Raw genomic sequence first — 20,865 nt, 5'->3', positions numbered from 1 at the left:
GCGTTGGGTACCGGCGTCATGGGATGACCGGTGCGGGCATCATTGGGGCGTCGTCAGAGGCGATAGCGGATGGTGGTGGTTCACTGCTGCCCAGGTCGAGGCGCAGCGGCGGGTATTGGTCGGTCATCAGCGCTGCGTAGGCGGTCACGCGGAACACCCAGCGGTTCATGCCCATGAGGAGGTCGAACACCCCGCGGGGGTAGCGGCCGGCAAACAGCAGGACGAGACCGGCGATGCAGACCAGCAGGCCGATCAGTCCGCTGCCGTAGGCCCAGGCGTTGCCATCACGCACCTGGTTATAGCCGGCGAAGGCGGCTCCAGTGAACACACCAATGATCAGGTAATGCGGGAGCGCGAGCAGCCACCATTTCACCAGCACGAGTCCGCGGGAAAGCGACTGCGGGTATTCAACGGACAGCCGTGCCGGATAGCCCGGATCGTCGGCCAGCGTGAACGGCGGATAGACGTCGGTGCCCAGGGCGCTGTAGGAGTAGAAGCTGACCCGCCACGTCCAGCGCAGCACGCCGACGTTGAAGTCAAAAATTGCACGCGGATACCTTCCGGTGAACAGGATTGCGAAGAACGCCACCACCGAGAGCACCAGGAAAGCGATCCACAGGAAGAACAGAACAATGATATGCGGGATGATCAGCAGCCATTTGACGAGCCACAGCCAACGGCTCAGCTTTGGGGATTGCCCGCCGTCGAGAGCGAGCGGGTATGAAGTTTGTTGTCCCATGAGAAGCCCTTCCTTGAGCTGTAAACGCTTGCCCAATCGGGGCGTTGGCGTTACAGCGGCGGGCGGGGTCTCTCCAGTTCGGCCAGGTCCGCGAGTCTGTCGGCGGTAGGAGATTCTGCGCCGATACCTGCAACGGTAGGCCGTTATGCCGGACAGGTCAATGAATACATGTCTTTAATGACAGTATAATTGGAGGCATGGCTGAATGGAGTTTCCTGACTAATCACCTGCACGCGCTCTACTGCGTCGCGCGCCACCCCGGGATTCGCATACGTGAGATCGCCGAAAGCGTGGGGGTCCAAGAGCGGGCGGCGCACCGTATCGTTTCGGATCTGGTCGAGGGCGGTTACTTGACCCGCCGTCGGGTCGGGAGCCGCAACTTCTATGAGCTGCATCCGAACCAGCCGATCCGACGGGAAGGTCTGGACGAGGTCGCGGTCGGTGAGATCCTCGACGTACTCCTCAGACGGGAGTAAGAAGCGGCCCACACCGAACGCCTGCCTACAACGCGTCCCGTTGGACGGCAGCGTTGCTCAACTGCGGACTGATCTCTTTGTGGCGTCATTCTGTGATCACGTTATTTTGCACCGGCGCCCGTAAGCCGGTCCTTCAGCGTACATAGGGGAGGCAACAGACAAACCCGGGTGTGACTTCAGCGATAAATGGCTGCTTTTTCGCAGCTCTATTTGGCACACACCCGCAAGGGGAAACCTGAACGCGTGTGATTTCTGGACAACCCTGGATGCGTGCTCATTCCTCATGCTGTTACCGCCTCCGATGCAGCAAGCTGCAGCGGAGGCGGTCCAGAATCGATGGGCACGGACAGATGGTCCTCAGGGCGTGTCTCCTAAAGCTGTCAGACAGATGCTGATGGCCCGAAGGACTGCTCCGCCGCGGTAGGTGAGTGCGAGTTTGTCGCAGCGTGTGGCCAGGGCTCGCCATTGCTTGAAGGTGTTGAAGTTCCGTTCGACGACGTTGCGGCCCTTGTAATCTTCCCTGTCAAAGGCCGGAGGTCGGCCGCCGGTGGAGCCTCGTCGTTTTCGATGACCGATCTGATCGGATGGTTGCGGGATGACTTGCGACGATGCCGCGGTCGCGCAGGTGAGTTCGGATTGCTCTGGAGGAGTATGCCTTGTCACCGCGGACACGGTCCGGGCGGGTTCGCGGTCTGCCCGGGGGGACCGGCGCGGTTGATCTTCAGCTGCCCCATCAGGTGGGTGAACATCGGCGCGTCCCCACCCTGGCCGGGAGCAACGAGCAGGACCAGCGGCCTGCCTTTACCGTCCACCAGGGCGTGGATCTTGGTGCTTAGCCCGCCGCGGGAGCGCCCAATGGCGTGGTCGTCGGGCTCAAGAAACAGATTCATGTAATTCGAGCAGGCCCCCTGTGGTGCGGGGAAGGTTGGTGCCGTGCTGGTGGGCACGGTTCACCGTAGAGTCGACCGAAACCGACCAATCCACTTCACCGCGGGCATCGGCGGTCGTCAGCAGCGCCGCCAGGATGGGTCCCACGTGCCGTCTCCACTGTAGCGGCGGTGCCGCTTCCAGATGGTCTGCCAGGGACCAAACTCCGCAGGGCACATCCCGCCAGGCGATCCCGCACCGATACCGGTAAATGATGCCCTCGACCACGCGGCGGTCGTCGCGGAAAGGACGACCCCGGCGGCCAACTGAGGACGGCAACAACGGCTGAATGCGGGACCATTGCCCGTCAGCCAAAACAGAAGTACGAGACACCCATCCAGCATTCCGGCTAAAGGGTCCCGGGTTTAGGAGACACGCCCTAGGCGTGAAGTGGCCTGGATTTCATTGGGGCAAAGGGAACAGGCGTGGGCGCACATCACCCCCGCGGCCAATTCCAGTTTTTCGATTCGCTGTCCGCGCTGCGGGGCTTACCCGGTTCTGAGGCGCGGTTTTTTAGGCGGTCAGTTTACGAGGATTTCCCTGACTGGTGTTCCCCGGCGTGCGGCCGGGTACGGGCAGCGGCAAGTGCATCAGAAAGCCGCATGGCGTCCAGTAGCAGCATGCTGTCGGCCGGCGGCGCGCTGCCGGCCTCGCTGGTGCAGATAACCAGTGCAGCGGTGACCTCCGCGATCAACTCCGGGTCACGACTGCGCCGGTACTCCTGTGCGAGGTCTCCTGTGTCTTCAAGTTCTCCGGCGACGAAGATCGCGACCTCGGTCCTGTGTGCCATCTCAAATTTCATCAGCACGGATGAGACCATGTTCTTCACGGTCTTTTCGGCCAGAAACATTTCCTGTCCGATCTGGCTGTTGGTCAACCCTCGGGCAACCCTGACCGCTACCTTCATTTCCTGCTTTGAGAGCATCCCGAACCGTCCGTTGGGCCCGTTCTTCCCGTCGGCCTGGATGGGAGCCAGGATGCCGGTCTGGAAACGACGGCTATAAGCGGTGTACCCACGCATTGCGCGCCGGATCAGCCTGAGCAGCTCCTGGTTGTCATCCTGTTGGGACAAGCACCCCCAGGCACCGGCCAAGATAGCCCCAATCAGCACCGCTTCGTCGGTTTCACCTGTCATCAGCACACATCGAATGGTGGCATCAGCAGCTGCGATTGTCCGACACAGCCCGTCACCGGAACCATCGGGAAGATCATCATCAATGATGGCCAAGTCCGGACGTAGCGCAGGGATCCGCCGGGTCGCCTGGCGAACAGACGCGGACTCCCCGGAAACGCTGAACCCGTCAGCCTCCAGCAATCCCCGCAGCCCCTGCCTGACGAGCTCTTCGCCACTCACGATGTACACGCTCCGAGAGGAGGACGCCCACCCGGGGCTAGCATCAGCCGCCATATTCGTTTCCGTTCATCCGCCCCTGAAACCCTGATGGCGTTTGCTGGTTTCCCGCTGCCAATCTGGCCCCACCCTGAAAAGGAGAACAGATACCCAATCCCCTATATATGGGTATCTGTTGAAAACACGAATGAAAATGCAGCCTCACTTACGAGGCTAGCCCTATATGCAGGTTCCCGACACCCCAACGCCTAGTAAAACCTGACGCATGCCGGATTTCAGCGCAGGATTCCCGACCACATCGCTTTGCCGATTTCAGACCGTCGGGACCCAGGTCACCGATACGACGCCGGTTGGAGGATTCCATATGCTGCGTTCGTTCGACCCACCAACCTTCGTAAACTGCGAAGATGGGAGTGTGCGTGCCGGGCCGCTGTATGACGTCTTGCGTCACGGTCACACCGGTCAACCGCGGCCCTGCTGCCGGAAGTGACATCGGCGAACACATCACGCTTCTGAACCCCGGCCGGCCCGGGATGAAGAAGCTCCTCGAATACGCGGAGCAGGGCGACACCGTCGTGGTGTGGCGAGTCGACCGGCTGGGCCGGTCGCTGATCGACGTCCTCAAGACCGTTAACCTGCTGCGGGAACGAGGGATCCACGTGCGGTCCATCTCTGACGGAATTGATCCGGCAACATCAACCGGCCGGTTGATGTTGAATATGCTCGCGCCCTTGCGGAGTATGAACGTGAGCTGATCGTTGAGCGCGTCAATGCCGGCATTGTCGCGGCGAGACAGAACGGACGCGCTTTGGCAGGCCGGCTTCGGATCCGATTGTTATCGCAGACAAGCTGGCCGTCGCGCAGGACGCCAGAGCGAAGGGGCGCACGGCCGAAGACGCGGCACGCCTGGTGGGCTGGAGTCGGGCGACGTTGTACCGGCATCAGCAGGCTCTCGCCACCCGCCAAAGTACCCCACATAGGCCTGCTGGTGAGCGGCGAAGAACGCTGGAAGATCCTACGACTTCACGTCGAGGACCAGATTCCACTCGCCACTCTCGCCCGCGACACAGGCATCAGTGCCCGAACCCTTGTCCTTGTCGCCGAGTCTACGTGGGCATGTGCGTTCCGGGCCTCTGCTGTCCTGCGCTCCGGGAACCCCGGCTTGGTAATCTGTCCCACATGCCCATCAAACTCGAGAATGTTGGTATCGCCGTCAGCGACCTGGAAGCGGCCATCGCGTTCTTTACCGACCTCGGGCTGACCGTCCTGGGCCGCCAGACGGTCAGCGGGGAGTGGGCGGACACCGCCGTCGGACTTGACGGCAATCACGCCAAAATCGCCATGCTGCAAACGCCGGACGGCCGCGGCCGCCTCGAACTCTTCGAATACATCCACCCCGACGCGATCGAGACAGAGCCCACCCTGCCTAACGAGATCGGCATGCACCGTGTCGCCTTCTCCGTTGACGATATCGACGACGCCCTTGAGATTGCAGCGAAACACGGCTGCCACCCGCTACGGGGCGTCGCAACCTACGAAGACGTTTACAAACTCACCTATGTCCGAGGCCCCAGCGGGATCATCGTGATGCTCGCCCAGGAACTGAACAAGAGCTGATACCCGTCCTGCCATATACTCCGAACATGCCAGTCTCGCACCCAGCCATTCTTGCCCGACCGACCGTCCGCAAGCGCGGGGGCCACCTATGAGCGGCGGACTCGTAGCCCTGCTGGATGACGTTGCAGCCCTGGCCCGCATCGCGGCGGCATCCGTGGATGACGTCGCAGCCGGCGCCGCCAAGGCAGGGGCCAAGGCCGCCGGGGTAGTCGTCGATGATGCCGCCGTCACCCCGCAGTACGTGTCCGGCGCCGACCCGTCACGAGAACTGCCGATGATCAAGAAGATCTTCTGGGGCTCCATCCGGAACAAGCTCCTGATCATCCTGCCCGCTCTGCTGCTCATCAGCGCCTTCATCCCCTGGATCATTCCGTTCATCCTCATGCTCGGCGGCACCTACCTCTGCTACGAGGGCGCCGAGAAGGTTTGGCACAAGCTCCGCGGCGGCCACCACGAGGAGGAAGAAGCCCCCGCGGTGGAACGCGGGCATGATGCGGAGGCCAAGGTAGTCAAAGGCGCGATCACCACCGACTTCATTCTGTCCTGCGAGATCATGGTCATCTCCATGAACGAGGTGGCCACAGAGTCCATCTGGGTCCGGGCGTTCATCCTGGTCCTGGTGGCATTCGCCATCACCGTACTCGTGTACGGCGCCGTCGCACTCATCGTCAAGATGGATGACATCGGCGTGCACCTTGCCGCCAAGGACTCTCCCCGCTCCAAGCGCTTCGGGAGGTTGCTGGTCACGGGAATGCCCGCCGTGCTTGCCACCATCACCTTCGTCGGAACGATCGCCATGCTCTGGGTTGGTGGCCACATCATGCTGCAGGGCGCCCATGACCTCGGCTGGCATGCACCCTATGACCTTGTCCACGCGATTGAGCACCCGGTGGCCGGGGTCGCGGTTGTCGGCGGTCTTTTGTCCTGGCTCGTCGACACGCTGTGCTCCACGGTCGTCGGGCTCGCCTGGGGCCTCGTTGTCATGGCCGTCGTTGGCCCCCTGCTGAAGGTACTGCCGTTCGGCAAGGCGAAAGGCGGGCACAACGAGGCCACCGCTCAGGCCGGAAATGGCGGCCACGGGCCCGACCAGCACAAAGACTGACAGATGCCGGGACCGCTGCGCATTTCAGAACGCGTAGCGGATGCGGCAGTAGGGCGCGATCTCCTCAATGAGCGCGGTCAACTGCCGCACATACCCGGCCTTGGCCCGTGATCTGTAGCGGACGTTGTTGAAACCGTTGGACGAGGTCTTCGACTCCTGGAGGTCGGGTCGCCAGAGGACCTTCTCAGCCTGCGGATGCCAGCCCAGGTTGACCTCGTGCAGCTGCTCGTTGTGGGTGAGGAAAATGACTTCCGCCGCGAGCTGCTCCTTGGCGGCCGGTGTCAGCGTGGCATCGAGCTGGCGCAGCAGTGCCTCCCAGTCGTCGAGCCAGGTGTCGGTGATGATGACGGGGGAGAAGTTCACATGCACTTCGTAGCCGGCATCCACGAATTCATTGATGGCTGCCATCCGCTCCGCCACGGGCGACGTCCGGACGTCAATGGACTTCGCCAGGTCCGCGGGCATGAGGGAAAATCGGACCCTGGTGTGGCCGCCGTGGTCCCACGCCAGCATCTCCCGGTTGACGAACTTGGTGGCGAAGGACAGCTTGGCGTTCGGCAGTTCCCGGTAGAGCGCCACAAGCTCCTCCACGTTGGGGCTGATCAGCGCATCCACCGAACAGTCGCTGTTCTCGCCGATGTCGTAGACCCACAGTTCCGGGTCGCACTGGTTGGGCTCCAGCTTGAGCCCCTGGCGTCTAGCGTGCCGCTCGAGCGTCGCAGCTATCTGGTCGATATTGGCGAACACCGTAATTGGATTGCTGTAGCCCTTGTGCCTCGGAACGTAGCAGTAGGCGCACGCCATGGCGCAGCCGTTCGCAGTGGAAGGTGCAATGAAGTCCGCCGAGCGGCCATTGGGTTTGACGGTCAGGGACTTCTTGACGCCAAGCACCAGCGCCTCCGTCTTGATCCGAGACCAGCGCGGCACGTTGGTTTCGTCACCGTGCAGGTCCGGGATGTTCCAATGGCTGTCCACCAGGACGACGTCGGCCCCCGGCCAGCGTGCGACGATCTGCCGGCCACGGGGCAGCTCCAGGGCGGCAGGCTGGGCGTAGATGCGCCGGATCTGGAGCAGCCGATCGAATTCCATCACCCCATTCTGCTTGAACCTCCCCGGCGCACCCGGCAGTTAAGCCCACGGCGCCAACACCGGAATGCCGGAAGTTTCTGCTGCTGAAACTGGCTTGGTCCGGCGGACGGTAGACTGGATTGTGCCGTTCTCCGGCCACTCTGCCCCAGCGTCCCCTCGCACACAGTGCACGGACCGTGGCGTTCCCTGTTGTGAAAGGCCTTACCTGCTGTGATTACTGTCCAGGATCTTGAACTGCGCGCCGGTGCCCGGCTCCTCATGGACCAGGTGAGCTTCCGCATCGACAAAGGGGACAAGATCGGCCTGGTGGGCCGGAACGGCGCGGGCAAGACCACGCTGACCCGTGTCCTCGCGGGCGAAGGCCTGCCCGCCGCCGGCAAGGTGAGCCGCAGCGGCGAAATCGGGTACCTGCCCCAGGACCCGCGGACCCCCGACATGGAACAGTTGGCGCGGGACCGCATCCTTTCCGCCCGCGGCCTGGACATCGTCGTCGGCAAACTGCGCAAGGCGCACGACGAAATGGCGAGCGAGGACGCCGACGTCCAGCGCAAAGCCATGAACCGGTACGACCGGCTGGAATCCGAGTTCCTCGCCGCGGGCGGTTATGCGGCCGAGGCCGAAGCGGCGTCGATCTGTTCGAACCTTGCCCTCCCTGACCGGCTGCTGAACCAGCCGCTCAAGACGCTCTCCGGCGGTCAGCGGCGCCGCGTGGAGCTTGCCCGCATCCTGTACTCGGATGCCGAGACCATGCTCCTGGACGAACCCACCAACCACCTCGACGCCGATTCCATCGCCTGGCTGCGTGACTTCCTGAAGAACCACCAGGGCGGCCTGATTGTGATCAGCCACGACACCGACCTGCTGGAAGCCACGGTCAACAAGGTGTTCCTGCTGGACGCCAACCGCGCGCAGATCGACTTCTACAACATGGACTGGAAGCGCTACCTCCTGCAGCGGGAAACGGACGAGCGTGCCCGGAAGCGTGAACGGGCCAACGCCGAAAAGAAGGCACAGGTCCTCATGGACCAGGCCAACAAGATGCGGGCCAAGGCAACCAAGGCTGTTGCCGCCCAGAACATGGCCAAGCGCGCCGAGCGGCTGCTCAGCGGGCTGGAAGCTGTCCGCGAGCAGGACCGCGTGGCAGCCCTGCGGTTCCCGGACCCCTCACCCTGCGGCAAGACCCCCCTCACCGCGGACGGGCTCAGCAAGTCTTACGGGTCGCTGGAGATTTTCACCGACGTGGACCTGGCCATCGACCGTGGCTCCAAGGTGGTCATCCTGGGCCTCAACGGTGCCGGCAAGACCACCCTGCTACGCATGCTCGCCGGCGTGGATACCCCCGACACCGGCGAGGTCATCCCCGGCCACGGCCTCAAAGTGGGCTACTACGCCCAGGAACACGAAACCCTGGACCACAACCGCACCGTGCTGGAGAACATGCGCTCCTCCGCGCCGGACATGAAGGACGCCGAGGTCCGCGGCATCCTGGGCTCTTTCCTCTTCTCCGGCGACGACGTCGACAAACCCGCCGGCGTGCTCTCCGGCGGTGAGAAGACCCGGCTGGCCCTCGCCACCATCGTGGCCTCAAGCGCCAACGTTCTCCTCCTCGACGAGCCCACCAACAACCTGGACCCTGCCAGCCGCGCGGAGATCCTCGGCGCCCTCCGCAACTACACCGGCGCCGTCGTCCTGGTCAGCCACGATGAAGGTGCTGTCGAAGCGCTGAACCCCGAACGGGTGGTCATGCTTCCCGACGGCGTGGAAGACCTCTGGAACGAGGACTACCTGGACCTGATCACCCTGGCCTAGCGCACCGCCAGTTCCAGGGCCCCGGTTATGCGGAGCAGCTCCTGGTAGGTGATGCTGAACATCGAGTTGTGGTCACCCGCTCCAGCCCACAGCAGCCCGTGGGCCTGCAGGGTTTGGTCCAGCAGGGTCCGGATTCTCTGCGGGTGGCCCACAGGGGCGACCCCGCCCACTTCCTGCCCGGTATGGTCCAGGACGAAAGCGGGGGAGGCGCGGCGGATTTTCCCGGTGCCGAGCTGGGCCGCCACCAGCGCAGTGTCCACCCTGGCCGCTCCGCTGGCGAGGATCAGCAGGGGTTCGCCGCCGACGTCGAAGATAAGGCTGTTGGTGACGGCGGCCAGATCGCATTCCAGCGCCTGCGCTGCTGCCGCCGCCGTGGGGACCCCGGCCGGAAAGGTCCGCACAGTATCGCCGACACCGGCCTCAACCAGGGCCGTGCGCACCAGGGCGACCGGGCCGCCGTTGTACGTTGCCATGCTTTAGTACCCCTGCGCGTCCAGCAGGGCGTCTTCTTCTTCCTCTGCCGTCGCCTTCCTGCGTTTGCGCGGCGGTGCCGGCTGGCGGCGGGCCGCAGGGACAGCCGAGTGGACCGCCCCGTCCAGGACCGTCTCGTCCTGGTCCTCGGCATCAATCTCTGCGTTGCGCGCCTGCTGCCGGGCGGCATAGCCGAAGCCGACGAACATCAGGACACCGAAGGCGAACCACTGGAGCGAGTAGGACAGGTGGGTCCCCTCATCCGTGGACGGCTTGGGGAAGGCCACCGGCATTTCCGCCGGCGTCGGTGTTTCCGAGGCCAGCTGGCCATACGCGCCAGTCATCAGGGGATAGCCCAGCTGCGCGGAGTAGGTGGGAAGGTCGATGGATGCGAGCTGCCCTTCAGGCGCCCCGCGCTGCAGTTCCGGCTCACCATGCTTCAAACGTACGACGGCGGTCACGTCGCCGGAGGGAGGGGCCGGCACGGAGTCCGGACTGCCCGGGTTCTTGTTGCCGATGGGCAGCCAGCCGCGGTCGATGACAACGGTTTCGCCGCTGGTGAGGCGGAAGGGGACCACCACTTCGTACCCGGGCTGCCCGTTGAGCGGCCGGTTGCGGACAACCCGCTGCCCGGCGGCGTCGTAGGAGCCCTTCAGCTCAACCTGGGTCCACTCCTTGGCGGGGTCCAACTGGGCGAACTGGTCCCGTGCCTGGGCAAAGGGAGTAGGAGTCGCCGAGTAGTTGCTGACCACGCGGTTGATCTCGGCCAGGGTCTCGGCACGCCGGTCCATCTGCCAGCGGCCCAGGAAAACGCAGGCGGTGGCAAAGATGGCGGCCAGCAGGAGATAGCCCAGCCACTTGCTGGAAAAGAGGAAACGGTACATTCAGATGTCCTGCTCCAGTGCGGCGTCGCCGGCAGCTTCCAGCGGGAGCGTTTCCTTCCACAGGCCACGCGTCTGCAGGTAGTCCTCCAGCCAGTCCCGGTGGTCCCCGCAGGCCAGCCAGGTCTTGCGGCGCTCGGGGGCATGGATTTTCGGGTTGTTCCAGAGAAGCTGCCAGGACGCCTGGGCCCTGCACGCCTTCCGTGAGCAGACGGCGCCGGCCTCCGATGCCACGTCCGATCCTGCTGCGAAATCGAAAATACTCATGATGCCTGCCGCTCCTCCCCGTGCTCCGGGTCCTCGTCCTTCACCAGTTCGCCCTGCAGTACGGCGCTTCCCGGTTCATCGTCCTCCACTTGAGCGGCAGGGCTTTCCAGCTCGGCCAGCGGCGCGGAATCCAACAACAGGTCACTGGGCGTCTCGGCTTTGTCGCTGCCGTTGGCGATCACCACCGCAATCCAGGGCAGGAACACTGCTCCCGCCACCGCAATGATCTTGAACCAGCCGTCCACCACGAATATCAGGATCAGGCAGACCATGCGGATGCCCATGGCCAAGGCGTACTTGATCATCCGCTGGCGCATATCCTCCGAATGCGCGGCGGCGGCATCCGTAATGCTGTGGACTTCGCTGTCGCCGGAGAACCGGCCCGGTTCTTCGGGCGCGGAGTGTCCCGCATGGTTTTCAAGGGTCACAGTGAATGATCACGCTCCAAAGGCTTCCCTTAATTCTCGCACCATCGGCAGTGCTGCCCAAACCCGCTGGGAGCCTGCCGCTAAGATCGGAGGCAGCCTAAACCACACCCCACTACCGCGGCGCAGCCTGCCGCAGAATTCCGGAGCCCCTTTATGACTGAAACAGCTTCCGCACCCCGCAGCGTCCTGGTGACCGGCGGCAACCGCGGTATCGGCCTGGCCATCGCCCAGGCGTTCCTCGCCAACGGCGACAAGGTGGCTGTGACCTACCGCAGCGAAACGCAGCTGCCGGAGGGCATCCTCGGCGTCAAGGCAGACGTCACCGATGAGGCTTCCGTGGACGCTGCCTTCAAGGAAGTGGAAGCTGCCCACGGTCCGGTGGAAGTCCTGGTGGCCAACGCCGGCATCACCAAGGACACCCTGCTGCTGCGCATGAGCGAAGATGACTTCACCTCAGTGATCGACACCAACCTCACCGGCGCCTTCCGCGTGATCAAGCGGGCGTCCAAGGGCATGATCCGGCTGCGCAAGGGCCGCGTGGTCCTCATCTCCTCGGTCTCGGGCCTGTACGGCGCGCCGGGGCAGATCAACTACTCCGCCTCCAAGGCCGGACTGGTGGGCATCGCCCGCTCCCTCACCCGCGAACTCGGGTCCCGCGGCATCACCGCCAACGTGGTGGCGCCCGGGTTCATCAACACGGACATGACGGCCGAGCTCCCCGAGGCCACCCAGAAGGATTACCTGGCCAGCATCCCGGCAGGGCGTTTCGCCGAAGCTGCCGAGGTGGCCAACGTGGTCCGCTGGATCGCAAGCGACGAGGCCGCCTACATCTCCGGTGCGGTTATCCCGGTGGACGGCGGCCTGGGCATGGGCCACTGACCCCCTCGGCCTCCCGCCGCTGCAGGAAACTACCCCCGGGGTCGTTATTTGTCGAAGTCAGACAACGGATCTTGGCATTGGCCGCTGGCATGATGGACTGCAGGCCACAACGATTTAGATGTTTCGAACAAAGGAAGCTCGTATGGGACTGCTGGACAACAAAACGGCGATCGTCACCGGATCATCGCGGGGCATTGGCGCCGACGTAGCCAAGATCCTCGCGTCGGAGGGCGCCGCCGTCGTGGTCAACTACCGCCAGAAGGCGCCCCGCGCCAACAAAGTGGTGCAGGGCATTGAAGCCGAGGGCGGCCGGGCCGTCGCCATCGGCGCGGACCTGACCACCCAGGAAGGTGTGCAGGCCCTGGCCAGCGCCGCCATGGAGAACTTCGGCTCCCTGGACATCCTGGTCCTGAACGCCTCCGGCGGCATGGAAACCGGGATGGGGGAGGACTACGCCCTCAAGCTGAACCGCGACGCCCAGGTGAACATGCTCAACGCGGCAGTGCCCCTGATGAAGGAAGGCTCCCGGGTGGTCTTCGTGACGAGCCACCAGGCCCACTTCATCAACACCGTCCCCACCATGCCGGCCTACGAGCCGGTGGCCCGCAGCAAGCGTGCCGGCGAGGACGCACTCCGGGACCTGATCCCCAACCTCGCGGAGAAAGGCATCTCCCTGGTGGTGGTCTCCGGCGACATGATCGAAGGGACCGTCACCGCCACGCTCCTGGACCGCTCCACCCCGGGCGCCATCGAGGCCCGCCGCGCCGAAGCCGGCAAGCTGTACTCGGTGGAGGAATTCGCGCAGGTTGTTGCAGGGATGGCAACGGCCGACGTCGAGTCGGGCCACACCGAGTACGCCGGCGGAGCGGATTACTTCGGCAAGGGCGCAGGGCAGGCTTCCAGCTAAAACGCCCTTTACGCGAGATGGCAGGTCGCGGCAATGTTCACGTTGGACACTGCCGCGACCTGCCATCTCGCGTTGGGGTGGAGAGGGATCAGACCCCGGCGATGTGGCGGACGGCGTCCAGGTAGGGCATGTTCAGGGCTGCGTCGGCCACGGCGCGGACGGCCGGCTTGGCGTTGAAGGCCACCCCGATGCCGGCGGCGCCGAGCATGTCAAGGTCGTTGGCGCCGTCGCCCACGGCAATGGTGTGCTCCAGCGCGATGTCTTCGGCGGCGGCCCACTCGCGCAGATACTTTTCCTTGGCCGCCCGGTCAACCACCGCGCCCAGCACCTTGCCGGTCAGCGCGCCGTCGACGATTTCCAGTTCGTTGGCCTGCCAGTAGTCCAGGCCCAGGTCTGCGGCGATCGGCTCAAGGATCTGGTTGAAGCCGCCGGATACGACAGCCACCGTGTGGCCGGCAGCTTGGAAAGCGGCCACGAGCTGATCGGCACCTTCGCTGAGCTTCACTTCCTTGCGCACGGAATGGACGACGTCGGCGGGCAGCCCCGCGAGCACCGCCACCCGTGCGTGGAGGCTTTGGGCGAAGTCGAGTTCGCCGCGCATGGCAGCTTCCGTCACAGCCGCCACCTCCTCGCGCTTGCCTGCATACGCCGCCAGGAGTTCGATGACCTCCTGCTGGATCAGGGTGGAGTCCACGTCCATGATCAGCAGCTTTCGGGCCGCAGAGCGGAGCCCGGCAGGCACCAGGGCCGTGTCAAAACCATTGATGGCGGCGTCCGCCACGGCGCGGCGGAGGGATGACAGGCCGGCCGCGGTCGAATCAGGAAGGGCCAGGTCATGGACCTGCACCTGGTACCGGCTGTCACCGGCGGAGGACTCGGACAGCACGTCGGCGCCGTCGAGGGCAAGGACGGAACGCAGCTGCTCCAGCCCGGCGGGGGTCATATTCAGGCCATAGCTGACCGCAGTCACGTTCGAAGTCATGCCTGCAATCTTAGCCAGCGGGGACCGGGCGGCTGAATTCGTTGCGGGGCGCCGGAGGCGAACCTTTAGGGTGCCTTCACACCGGTTATCAGTCGTCTTCTGTTTTGTCCTAGTGTCTACTCCTATGAGTGATGTTCTGGAACTGGACTCCGTCAGCGTTGTCCGAGGTAAGAAGACCCTGCTGGACAAGGTCGACTGGCAGGTCAACGAGGGCGAACGCTGGGTCATCCTGGGACCCAACGGGGCCGGGAAGACCACCCTTCTCCAGATCGCCGCCGCCCGCCTGCACCCCAGCAGCGGCACTGCCGGAATCCTCGACGAAACGTTGGGCCGCACCGACGTCTTCGAACTCCGCCCCCGCATCGGGCTTTCCTCGGCTGCGCTGGCCACCCAGATCCCGGAGCATGAGAACGTCCTCAACGTGGTGGTCACCGCCGCGTACGGCGTGACCGGCCGCTGGCGCGAAGGCTACGAGCGCGACGACGAACGGCGCGCCTTCCGGCTCCTGAACGACTGGGGCATGGGACCGCTGCTGAACCGGACGTTCGCCACCCTGTCCGAGGGCGAGCGCAAGCGGGTCCAGATCGCCCGGGCGCTCATGACGGACCCCGAGCTGCTGCTCCTGGATGAGCCGGGCGCCGGGCTGGACCTGGGCGGCCGGGAGGAACTGGTCCACAAGCTGGGCGAGCTGGCCCAGGATGAGTCGGCTCCGGCCATGGTCCTGGTCACGCATCACCTTGAAGAAGTCCCGCCCGGCTTCACGCACGCCATGCTGCTGCGCGATGGCGGCGTGGTGGCCGCCGGACCCATCACCGAGGTCCTGACGGAAGAGCACCTGAGCACCACCTTCGGGCTGCCTTTGGATGTCTCCGAGAACGCGGGACGCTACACTGCAACAGCACGCCGCTAGAACAGGCCTGCGCTAACTACCTTGGAACTCTTCAGCAGCATCATTGTGTTCATCGCCGGCCTGTGGGCCGGCACCATCAACGCGGTGGTGGGCTCCGGCACCCTTGTCACCTTCCCGGTGCTCATCGCCCTCGGTGTTGCACCCGTAACCGCCTCCATGAGCAATGCCATGGGCCTGGTCTTCGGCACGGGCGCCGGGGCCTTCGGCTACCGCCGGGAGCTGGCCGGCCGGGGACGGCAGGTGCTCCGTCTCCTTCCCGCCTCGGTCCTGGGCGGCGTCACCGGCGCCTGGCTCCTGCTGCACCTGCCGGAGAAAGTCTTCCACTACGTCGCCCCTGTCCTCCTGGTCCTTGCCCTGCTGATGGTGGTGTTCCAGCCCCGGCTCCAGGACTGGGTCCGCAACCGCGAGGCCAACCCCGAACACGCAGTCCGGGACAAGCGCCACGGGTTCCTCCTGGTGGTCTTGGTCTACCTGGCCGGCGTCTATGGTGGCTACTTTGTCGCGGCGCAGGGAATCCTGCTGGTGGGCATCCTGGGCGTGTTCCTCACCGGCACCATCCAGAACGCCAACGCCATGAAGAACATCCTGGTCCTCGGCGTGAACATGGTGGCCGCGATCTCCTACCTGCTGTTCGCCTTCGACCGGATCAACTGGCTGGTGGTCCTGCTGATCGCCATCAGCTCCACCATCGGCGGCCTCCTGGGCTCAAAGGTAGGGCGGAAGCTCTCGCCCCGCGTCCTGCGCGCCGTGATCTTCAGCCTCGGCATCGTGGCCCTCGGCGTCATGATCGCCAACCTGCTGAAATAATCACCCGGTGACCTTCCACCACCTCGAATCCGCCGATGACCCGCGCGTCAGCGACTACACCACCCTGACCGACGTGCACCTGCGCAAGCTCCGTGAACCCGCAGAGGGGATGTACATCGCCGAGTCCTCGCGGGTGCTTCGCCGGGCCCTTGCGGCCGGCCACCAGCCCCGGTCATTCTTCCTGGCTGAGAAGTGGATGGCGGACCTCGACGACGTCTTCAAGGCGTACCCGGACGTTCCGGTGTTCGTCGGCTCGGCTGCCCTGCTGGAGGAGATCACCGGGTTCCACCTGCACCGCGGCGCCATGGCGGCCATGCAGCGGCCGGCTCCGGTCCCGCTGCCGGACCTCCTCGCCGGAGCGAGGCGCGTGGCCGTGCTGGAGGACATCGTGGACCACACGAACGTGGGCGCCATTTTCCGTTCCGCGGCGGCGCTGGACATCGACGCCGTGCTGGTCTCGCCACGCTGCGGCGACCCGCTGTACCGCCGCAGCGTGCGGGTCAGCATGGGCACCGTATTCCAGGTTCCCTGGGCACGCCTGCAGGACTGGCCTTCGGACCTCCAGGTCCTCAAGGACCACGGCTTCACCGTCGCGGCCCTGGAACTGACACCCGATGCAGAGGATGTCGACGCCGTCGCCTCGCGTAACGTGGACAAACTTGCCCTGGTGCTCGGCACCGAAGGCGCAGGCATGAGCCGGGAGACTCTCGCCGCCGTCGACCTCGCTGTCAAAATCCCCATGCGCAACGGCGTGGATTCACTGAACGTGGCCGCTGCCTCTGCCGTCGCCTTTTGGGAGTTGCGCGCCCGGGACTGACCTGCGGCGTCACCCTGTGCCGCCAGGGGAGCCGGTTCGTCAGCCCCACCGGCATCGGCTATGATTGATAGCTGGTTGTCCTGCTTTTTCAGCTTCGGCTGATCCGACAGATCCCAGCCATCCCATTCATACCTGGCAGCTGGCAAAATCCAGTTGCGCGAACAAAGGTCCCATTATGAAGTCTGATACCCACCCGAAGTACGAAGCTGTTGTCTTCAACGACCTGGCCTCCGGCACCAAGTTCCTGACCCGCTCCACCGTGTCTTCCTCGAAGACCATCGAGTGGGAAGACGGCAACACCTACCCGGTCATCGACGTCGAAATCTCTTCCGAGTCCCACCCGTTCTACACGGGCAAGCAGCGCATCATGGACTCTGCAGGCCGCGTCGAGCGCTTCAACGCTCGCTTCAAGGGCTTCGGCGGCAAGAAGTAATTCCTTCGCCAAGCTTGTTTGCAGAAGGCCCGCACCGGAAACGGTGCGGGCCTTCCGCGTTAACCGCACACCTGCTTTCTGGGGCAGGATGGGACGCATGACCCAGTCTGTATTTCCTGCCAATAACGCCGCCAGCAACCAGCGCCTGCATGGGGAGTACAAGGTTCCCGGCGGCAAGCTGGTGGTGGTGGACCTGGCGGTGGTGGACGGCGCATTGGCAGACGTCTCCGTCAGCGGCGACTTCTTCCTGGAGCCGGACGAGGCCCTGACGGACATCAACCGCGCGCTGACCGGGCGTCCGGACACTACGCCTGCCGCAGACCTCGCGGCCGCCGTCACAGCAGCCCTGCCTGCCGGAGCCGTGCTGTTCGGCTTCTCTGCGGACGCCGTGGCCGTGACCGTCCGGCGGGCCCTGGCCAAAGCCACCTCCTGGGCAGACCACGAATGGAACGTCATCGCGCCCACCGTGCTACCCACGGAAATCAACGTTGCCCTTGATGAGGTGCTCACCGAGGCCGTGGGTGCGGGGGAGCGCACGCCCACCCTCCGGTTCTGGGACTGGCAGGAACCGTCGGTGGTCATCGGCAGCTTCCAGTCCGTTCAGAACGAGGTGGATCCCGAGGGCGTCGCCAGGCACGGCATCAATGTGGTCCGCCGGATCAGCGGTGGCGGCGCGATGTTCATGGAGGCCGGCAACTGCATCACCTACTCGCTCTACCTGCCCCAGACCCTGGTGGACGGGCTGAGCTTCGCCGACTCCTACCCGTTCCTTGACGCCTGGGTGATGGCCGCGCTGGAAAAACTCGGCATCAACGCCTTCTACATCCCGTTGAACGACATCGCCACAGACCAGGGAAAGATCGGCGGCGCAGCACAGAAGCGCCTTGCCAATGGCGGCATGCTGCACCACGTCACCATGAGCTACGACATCGACGCCGACAAGATGGTCGAGGTCCTCCGGATCGGCAAGGAGAAGCTGTCGGACAAGGGCACCCGCAGCGCCAAGAAGCGGGTGGATCCGCTGCGCCGCCAGACAGGCCTTGCCCGCACGGCCATCATCGAGGCAATGATCGAAGTGTTCAGCGAGCGTTACGGGGCCACGCCCTCAGAACTGGCCGTTCACGAGCTGGCGGCTGCCGAGGACCGGGTGGCGGCCAAGTTCGGCACCGAGGAGTGGCTCCACCGCGTCCCCTAGTGCCATCCATTGCTCCGTAATTGTCGTTTTGGCGCCCCAAAACGACAATTACCCAGCAACCGATGAGTGGGCCCACGCCGGCAGGGTACCCTAGCCGAGCGCAGCGATGTTAGGGGGCCGGTGGGGAACGACGGCGGCCTGTGCGGTGAGTGCCCGCAGCAGGTGGCTGCGCTGCTCGATGATGATCCGGCGCAGCGCGTGCGGCGCGTCCCGGTTGGCGTCCAGCCAGGCATCCGTCCGACGGACCACGGGGTGGTCTTTGGGCTCCACGCCGTCCGCGAGGTCCTGGGCGGCGGGGTAGAGGCCGCGGACAATCCGGCTGGCGATCTCGATACTCCGCGCGTCCCAAACAGCGCGCAGGCAGTCGAAATAGGGCTCCACGTAGGGCTCGAGCATGTCCGGGGACGCGGTGATGAAGCCGCTGATGGTAGCAGTCAGGAGCTGGTTGGACAGCCCGGTCCCGTGGACGGCCGCATCCCAGGCAGCAACCTTGACGTCGCGGTCGGGACGGGACGCCATGGCTGTTGCGTGCCCCGCCCGGCCGGAGGCAGTGGTGTCGCGCGCCAGCTCGGCGTCGAGCTCGGCTGCGGAGGCCTGGCCATTGGCTGCCAGGGCATGCCAGAGGTGCCAGCGCAGGTCCGCGTCCACCGCCAGCCCCTCCACCGGTGAGCTGCCTTCGAGCAGGCCACGGAGGCGGGGGAGGAGGGCGCCGTCATGCCTGCTGAGCGTGCCGACGGTGCGGGCCCAGGCGAGCTGCTGGTCCGACCCCGGGGCGGCGTGGTCCAGCTGGCCAGCGGCAGCTGTAAGGAAGGACGCGCGCACCCTGCCACGGGCGCCGGCGGGCGTATAGCGTTCGACGGCGGTGGCAGCGTTCTCGAGGATGTTCAGCAGGACGCCGATCCCCGTCTCAGCCGGGGCGAAGGCGGTAACGGCGTCAACGTACAAAGAGGCGGGGCTTTCGCCGTCCCGGGCTGAGTTCCACAACGCCGTCCAGCACAGGGCCCGGGCCATGGGATCGGTGATCCGGTCCAGCGAGGAACGGACCGTCGCCAGTGAGGCCGGATCCAGCCGCACCTTGGCGTAGGTGAGGTCGTCATCATTGACCAGCAGGAGCGCGGGCCGCGGCTTGCCTGCAAGCTGGGGGAGTTCCGTCCAGGCACCGGCCACGTCGGTTTCGATGGTTCCGGTCCGCACCAGGGCACCGTCGGCGTCAAAGTCGTAGGAACCCACGCGGAGGCGGTGCGGGCGCAGCTCCTCCCGTCCCGTGACCGGGTCCACCGCCTCCTGGACGATCGTCACCTGTCCCAGCAGGCCGTCGTCGCCTGTTGCCCCACCCTGCAAGCCGGGGTCCTTGGACGAACCGTCCGTGGAAGAAATGTCGAGCGACAGCGTGGAAATACCGGACGTCTGCAGCCACCGCCTGGCCCAGCCGGACAGTTCCCGTCCGGATGCGGCGTCAAGGGCAGCCAGCAGGTCTGCCAACGACGTGTTCCCGTACGCGTGTTTGCGGAAGTACTCCCGCGAACCCGCGATGAAGGAGTCAAAACCCACGTACGCCACCAGCTGTTTGAGGACCGAGGCGCCCTTGGCGTAGGTGATGCCGTCGAAGTTCTGCTTCGCCGCTTCAAGATCGGGGATGTCAGCCACGATGGGATGCGTAGTGGGCAGCTGGTCCTGCACGTAGGCCCATGCTTTGCGTTTGTTGGCGAAGTTGACCCAGGCGGTGTCCCAGTCCGTCGCCCGGTCAACGCCAAGGGTTCCCATGTAGTCGGCGAAGGATTCCTTGAGCCAGAGATCGTCCCACCACTGCATGGTCACCAGGTCGCCGAACCACATGTGCGCCATCTCGTGCATCAGGGTGTTGGCCCGCGCCTGGTACTGGGCGTCGGTGGCGCGGGAGGTGAACACGTAGCTCTCGGTGAACGTGACCAGTCCCGGATTCTCCATGGCACCCAGGTTGTACTCGGGCACGAACGCCTGGTCGTACTTGCCCCACGGGTACGGGTAGTCGAAGAGGCGGTTGAAGAAGTCCAGGCCTTTCTTGGTCAGGCCGAAGAGATGGCCAGTGTCAAAGGAGTCCGCCATGGAGGCGCGGCAGTAGAGGGCAAGCGGGACGTCCAGGCGGGCGCCGTCGTCGAGCGTTGCCTGCCAGCGGTCCTCGGCCCTGAAGTAGGGCCCGGCCAGGATGCCGGTGATGTAGGTGGACATCGGCAGGGTGGGGGCGAAGTCCCAGCGCGCGGTGGCAGGATCGCTGGTCAACAGGGTGCGGTTCACCTCTGCGCCGTTCGAGGCCACGTTCCACTCCGCCGGAGCCATCACGTGGAACGTGTAGGTTGCCTTGAGGTCGGGCTGTTCGAAGTTGGCGAAGACCCGGCGCGCGTCAGCCGGCTCGTACTGGGTGTAGAGGTAGCACTGGCCATCGGCGGGGTCCACGAACCGGTGCATGCCCTCGCCGGAGCGGCTGTACAGCGCGGTGCCGGTCACCGTCACCTGGTTCTCCGCTCGCAGGTTGTCCAGCATGATCCGTGCGCCGTCCACCACGTCCCCCACGGGCAGGCTCTTGCCGTTGAGGATCACGCTGTGGACGCTGCTGCCGATGAAGTCCAGGAAGGTGCCGGTGCCGGGAACGGCCGTGAAGGTGATGACACTGCGGCTGGTGTAGCCGGGAACGGCTGGATCTGCTGCCTGCCGCACATCGAGCGAGACGTCGTAACTGGTGGTGCTGATCAGGGCTGACCGTTCGGCGGCTTCGCTGCGCTGCAGATTCTCATGTGACAC

At 65.0% G+C, this 20,865-nt stretch carries 20 protein-coding genes and 2 pseudogenes; 12 read left to right on the top strand and 10 right to left on the bottom strand.

Annotation, left to right across the window (positions count from 1 at the left end; genetic code table 11):
- Positions 1–16: 16 nt before the first annotated feature.
- The gene (locus tag ACTHQS_RS09190) at positions 17–739 is read right to left on the bottom strand and encodes a DUF4389 domain-containing protein (protein WP_440167984.1); all 723 of its coding nucleotides are present in this window, start codon (positions 737–739) and stop codon (positions 17–19) included.
- A 197-nt stretch (positions 740–936) separates the two neighbouring features.
- On the opposite strand from ACTHQS_RS09190, the gene ACTHQS_RS09185 reads away from it, so the two are divergent.
- Positions 937–1,215, top strand: coding sequence for a helix-turn-helix transcriptional regulator (locus ACTHQS_RS09185; protein ID WP_307424833.1), 279 nt, complete (start codon positions 937–939; stop codon positions 1,213–1,215).
- 357 nt (positions 1,216–1,572) lie between these two features.
- Here the strand turns inward: ACTHQS_RS09185 and ACTHQS_RS09180 are convergent.
- Positions 1,573–2,475 (bottom strand): annotated as a pseudogene (locus ACTHQS_RS09180) (IS5 family transposase).
- A gap of 193 nt (positions 2,476–2,668) precedes the next feature.
- Positions 2,669–3,496: a response regulator gene (locus tag ACTHQS_RS09175; protein ID WP_440167982.1), complete on the bottom strand. Its 828-nt coding sequence runs from the start codon at positions 3,494–3,496 to the stop codon at positions 2,669–2,671.
- Between the two features lie 521 nt (positions 3,497–4,017).
- Between ACTHQS_RS09175 and ACTHQS_RS09170 the strand changes: the two are divergent.
- The 3 genes and pseudogenes from ACTHQS_RS09170 to ACTHQS_RS09160 form a co-directional block, all read left to right on the top strand.
- Positions 4,018–4,453 (top strand): annotated as a pseudogene (locus tag ACTHQS_RS09170) (recombinase family protein); the annotation flags it as partial.
- 219 nt (positions 4,454–4,672) lie between these two features.
- Positions 4,673–5,110 carry a VOC family protein gene (locus tag ACTHQS_RS09165; protein WP_440168019.1) on the top strand — a complete coding sequence of 146 codons (438 nt, stop codon included), beginning with the start codon at positions 4,673–4,675 and terminating at the stop codon, positions 5,108–5,110.
- 88 nt (positions 5,111–5,198) lie between these two features.
- Entirely contained in the window at positions 5,199–6,212 is a 1,014-nt protein-coding gene (locus tag ACTHQS_RS09160; RefSeq protein WP_440167980.1) for a DUF808 domain-containing protein, read from the top strand.
- 24 nt (positions 6,213–6,236) lie between these two features.
- Here ACTHQS_RS09160 and ACTHQS_RS09155 read toward each other — a convergent pair whose 3' ends face one another.
- Complete coding sequence (locus ACTHQS_RS09155; protein ID WP_440167978.1) at positions 6,237–7,301, bottom strand: spore photoproduct lyase family protein; 1,065 nt, start codon at positions 7,299–7,301, stop codon at positions 6,237–6,239.
- Positions 7,302–7,511: 210 nt separating this feature from the next.
- Here ACTHQS_RS09155 and ACTHQS_RS09150 point away from each other — a divergent pair, with 210 nt between their 5' ends.
- A complete protein-coding gene (locus ACTHQS_RS09150) occupies positions 7,512–9,110 on the top strand; it encodes an ABC-F family ATP-binding cassette domain-containing protein (protein ID WP_440167977.1) in 1,599 nt (532 codons plus the stop codon).
- Here ACTHQS_RS09150 and ACTHQS_RS09145 read toward each other — a convergent pair.
- The 4 genes from ACTHQS_RS09145 to ACTHQS_RS09130 are packed head-to-tail and all read right to left on the bottom strand — an operon-like array spanning position 9,107 to position 11,157.
- A complete protein-coding gene (locus ACTHQS_RS09145; RefSeq protein WP_440167975.1) occupies positions 9,107–9,583 on the bottom strand; it encodes a YbaK/EbsC family protein in 477 nt (158 codons plus the stop codon). The two genes, ACTHQS_RS09150 and ACTHQS_RS09145, sit on opposite strands and share 4 nt — an antisense overlap.
- Positions 9,584–9,586: 3 nt before the next feature.
- Complete coding sequence (locus ACTHQS_RS09140) at positions 9,587–10,465, bottom strand: SURF1 family cytochrome oxidase biogenesis protein (RefSeq protein ID WP_440167973.1); 879 nt, start codon at positions 10,463–10,465, stop codon at positions 9,587–9,589.
- Positions 10,466–10,729 carry a hypothetical protein gene (locus tag ACTHQS_RS09135; RefSeq protein ID WP_440167971.1) on the bottom strand — a complete coding sequence of 88 codons (264 nt, stop codon included), beginning with the start codon at positions 10,727–10,729 and terminating at the stop codon, positions 10,466–10,468.
- Positions 10,726–11,157 (bottom strand): DUF3099 domain-containing protein, encoded by a 432-nt coding sequence (locus ACTHQS_RS09130; RefSeq protein WP_440167970.1) that lies wholly within the window; start codon positions 11,155–11,157, stop codon positions 10,726–10,728. The genes ACTHQS_RS09135 and ACTHQS_RS09130 overlap by 4 nt, the downstream gene beginning before the upstream one ends.
- 153 nt (positions 11,158–11,310) lie before the next feature.
- Here ACTHQS_RS09130 and ACTHQS_RS09125 point away from each other — a divergent pair, with 153 nt between their 5' ends.
- Together ACTHQS_RS09125 and ACTHQS_RS09120 are read left to right on the top strand one after the other, a co-directional pair.
- Positions 11,311–12,036 (top strand): beta-ketoacyl-ACP reductase, encoded by a 726-nt coding sequence (locus ACTHQS_RS09125; protein WP_141160471.1) that lies wholly within the window; start codon positions 11,311–11,313, stop codon positions 12,034–12,036.
- Between the two features lie 142 nt (positions 12,037–12,178).
- A complete protein-coding gene (locus tag ACTHQS_RS09120) occupies positions 12,179–12,943 on the top strand; it encodes an SDR family oxidoreductase (RefSeq protein WP_440167967.1) in 765 nt (254 codons plus the stop codon).
- A gap of 88 nt (positions 12,944–13,031) precedes the next feature.
- On the opposite strand, the gene serB is transcribed toward ACTHQS_RS09120, so the two are convergent.
- Complete coding sequence (gene serB, locus ACTHQS_RS09115; RefSeq protein WP_440167966.1) at positions 13,032–13,925, bottom strand: phosphoserine phosphatase SerB; 894 nt, start codon at positions 13,923–13,925, stop codon at positions 13,032–13,034.
- 124 nt (positions 13,926–14,049) lie between these two features.
- Here serB and ACTHQS_RS09110 point away from each other — a divergent pair, with 124 nt between their 5' ends.
- The 5 genes from ACTHQS_RS09110 (at position 14,050) to ACTHQS_RS09090 (ending at position 18,087) form a co-directional block, all read left to right on the top strand.
- The gene (locus ACTHQS_RS09110) at positions 14,050–14,835 is read left to right on the top strand and encodes an ABC transporter ATP-binding protein (protein WP_440167964.1); all 786 of its coding nucleotides are present in this window, start codon (positions 14,050–14,052) and stop codon (positions 14,833–14,835) included.
- A gap of 21 nt (positions 14,836–14,856) precedes the next feature.
- Positions 14,857–15,642, top strand: a complete 786-nt coding sequence (locus tag ACTHQS_RS09105; protein ID WP_440167962.1) for a sulfite exporter TauE/SafE family protein — start codon at positions 14,857–14,859, stop codon at positions 15,640–15,642.
- 7 nt (positions 15,643–15,649) lie between these two features.
- Positions 15,650–16,459 (top strand): TrmH family RNA methyltransferase, encoded by an 810-nt coding sequence (locus ACTHQS_RS09100; protein ID WP_440167960.1) that lies wholly within the window; start codon positions 15,650–15,652, stop codon positions 16,457–16,459.
- Positions 16,460–16,634: 175 nt separating this feature from the next.
- Positions 16,635–16,892, top strand: a complete 258-nt coding sequence (locus tag ACTHQS_RS09095; RefSeq protein ID WP_018761303.1) for a type B 50S ribosomal protein L31 — start codon at positions 16,635–16,637, stop codon at positions 16,890–16,892.
- Positions 16,893–16,980: 88 nt separating this feature from the next.
- A complete protein-coding gene (locus ACTHQS_RS09090; protein ID WP_440167959.1) occupies positions 16,981–18,087 on the top strand; it encodes a lipoate--protein ligase family protein in 1,107 nt (368 codons plus the stop codon).
- Positions 18,088–18,177: 90 nt separating this feature from the next.
- On the opposite strand, the gene pepN is transcribed toward ACTHQS_RS09090, so the two are convergent.
- Entirely contained in the window at positions 18,178–20,865 is a 2,688-nt protein-coding gene (gene pepN, locus ACTHQS_RS09085) for an aminopeptidase N (protein ID WP_440167957.1), read from the bottom strand.

It is taken from the genome of Arthrobacter sp. SAFR-044 (assembly GCF_051965175.1).
Classification (GTDB): Bacteria; Actinomycetota; Actinomycetes; order Actinomycetales; family Micrococcaceae; genus Arthrobacter.
The sequence above is the reverse complement of the archived record's forward strand: the minus strand, read 5'-3'. Positions and strand labels throughout refer to the sequence as shown.

Excerpts from the sequence above, each read along its gene's own strand:
- ACTHQS_RS09190 (WP_440167984.1), bottom strand. The coding sequence starts at position 739 with ATGGGACAACAAACTTCATACCCGCTCGCTCTCGACGGCGGGCAATCC.
- ACTHQS_RS09185 (WP_307424833.1), top strand. The coding sequence starts at position 937 with ATGGCTGAATGGAGTTTCCTGACTAATCACCTGCACGCGCTCTACTGC.
- ACTHQS_RS09165 (WP_440168019.1), top strand. The coding sequence starts at position 4,673 with ATGCCCATCAAACTCGAGAATGTTGGTATCGCCGTCAGCGACCTGGAA.
- ACTHQS_RS09160 (WP_440167980.1), top strand. The coding sequence starts at position 5,199 with ATGAGCGGCGGACTCGTAGCCCTGCTGGATGACGTTGCAGCCCTGGCC.
- ACTHQS_RS09155 (WP_440167978.1), bottom strand. The coding sequence starts at position 7,301 with ATGGAATTCGATCGGCTGCTCCAGATCCGGCGCATCTACGCCCAGCCT.
- ACTHQS_RS09145 (WP_440167975.1), bottom strand. The coding sequence starts at position 9,583 with ATGGCAACGTACAACGGCGGCCCGGTCGCCCTGGTGCGCACGGCCCTG.
- ACTHQS_RS09140 (WP_440167973.1), bottom strand. The coding sequence starts at position 10,465 with ATGTACCGTTTCCTCTTTTCCAGCAAGTGGCTGGGCTATCTCCTGCTG.
- ACTHQS_RS09135 (WP_440167971.1), bottom strand. The coding sequence starts at position 10,729 with ATGAGTATTTTCGATTTCGCAGCAGGATCGGACGTGGCATCGGAGGCC.
- ACTHQS_RS09125 (WP_141160471.1), top strand. The coding sequence starts at position 11,311 with ATGACTGAAACAGCTTCCGCACCCCGCAGCGTCCTGGTGACCGGCGGC.
- ACTHQS_RS09120 (WP_440167967.1), top strand. The coding sequence starts at position 12,179 with ATGGGACTGCTGGACAACAAAACGGCGATCGTCACCGGATCATCGCGG.
- serB (WP_440167966.1), bottom strand. The coding sequence starts at position 13,925 with ATGACTTCGAACGTGACTGCGGTCAGCTATGGCCTGAATATGACCCCC.
- ACTHQS_RS09110 (WP_440167964.1), top strand. The coding sequence starts at position 14,050 with ATGAGTGATGTTCTGGAACTGGACTCCGTCAGCGTTGTCCGAGGTAAG.
- ACTHQS_RS09095 (WP_018761303.1), top strand. The coding sequence starts at position 16,635 with ATGAAGTCTGATACCCACCCGAAGTACGAAGCTGTTGTCTTCAACGAC.
- ACTHQS_RS09090 (WP_440167959.1), top strand. The coding sequence starts at position 16,981 with ATGGGACGCATGACCCAGTCTGTATTTCCTGCCAATAACGCCGCCAGC.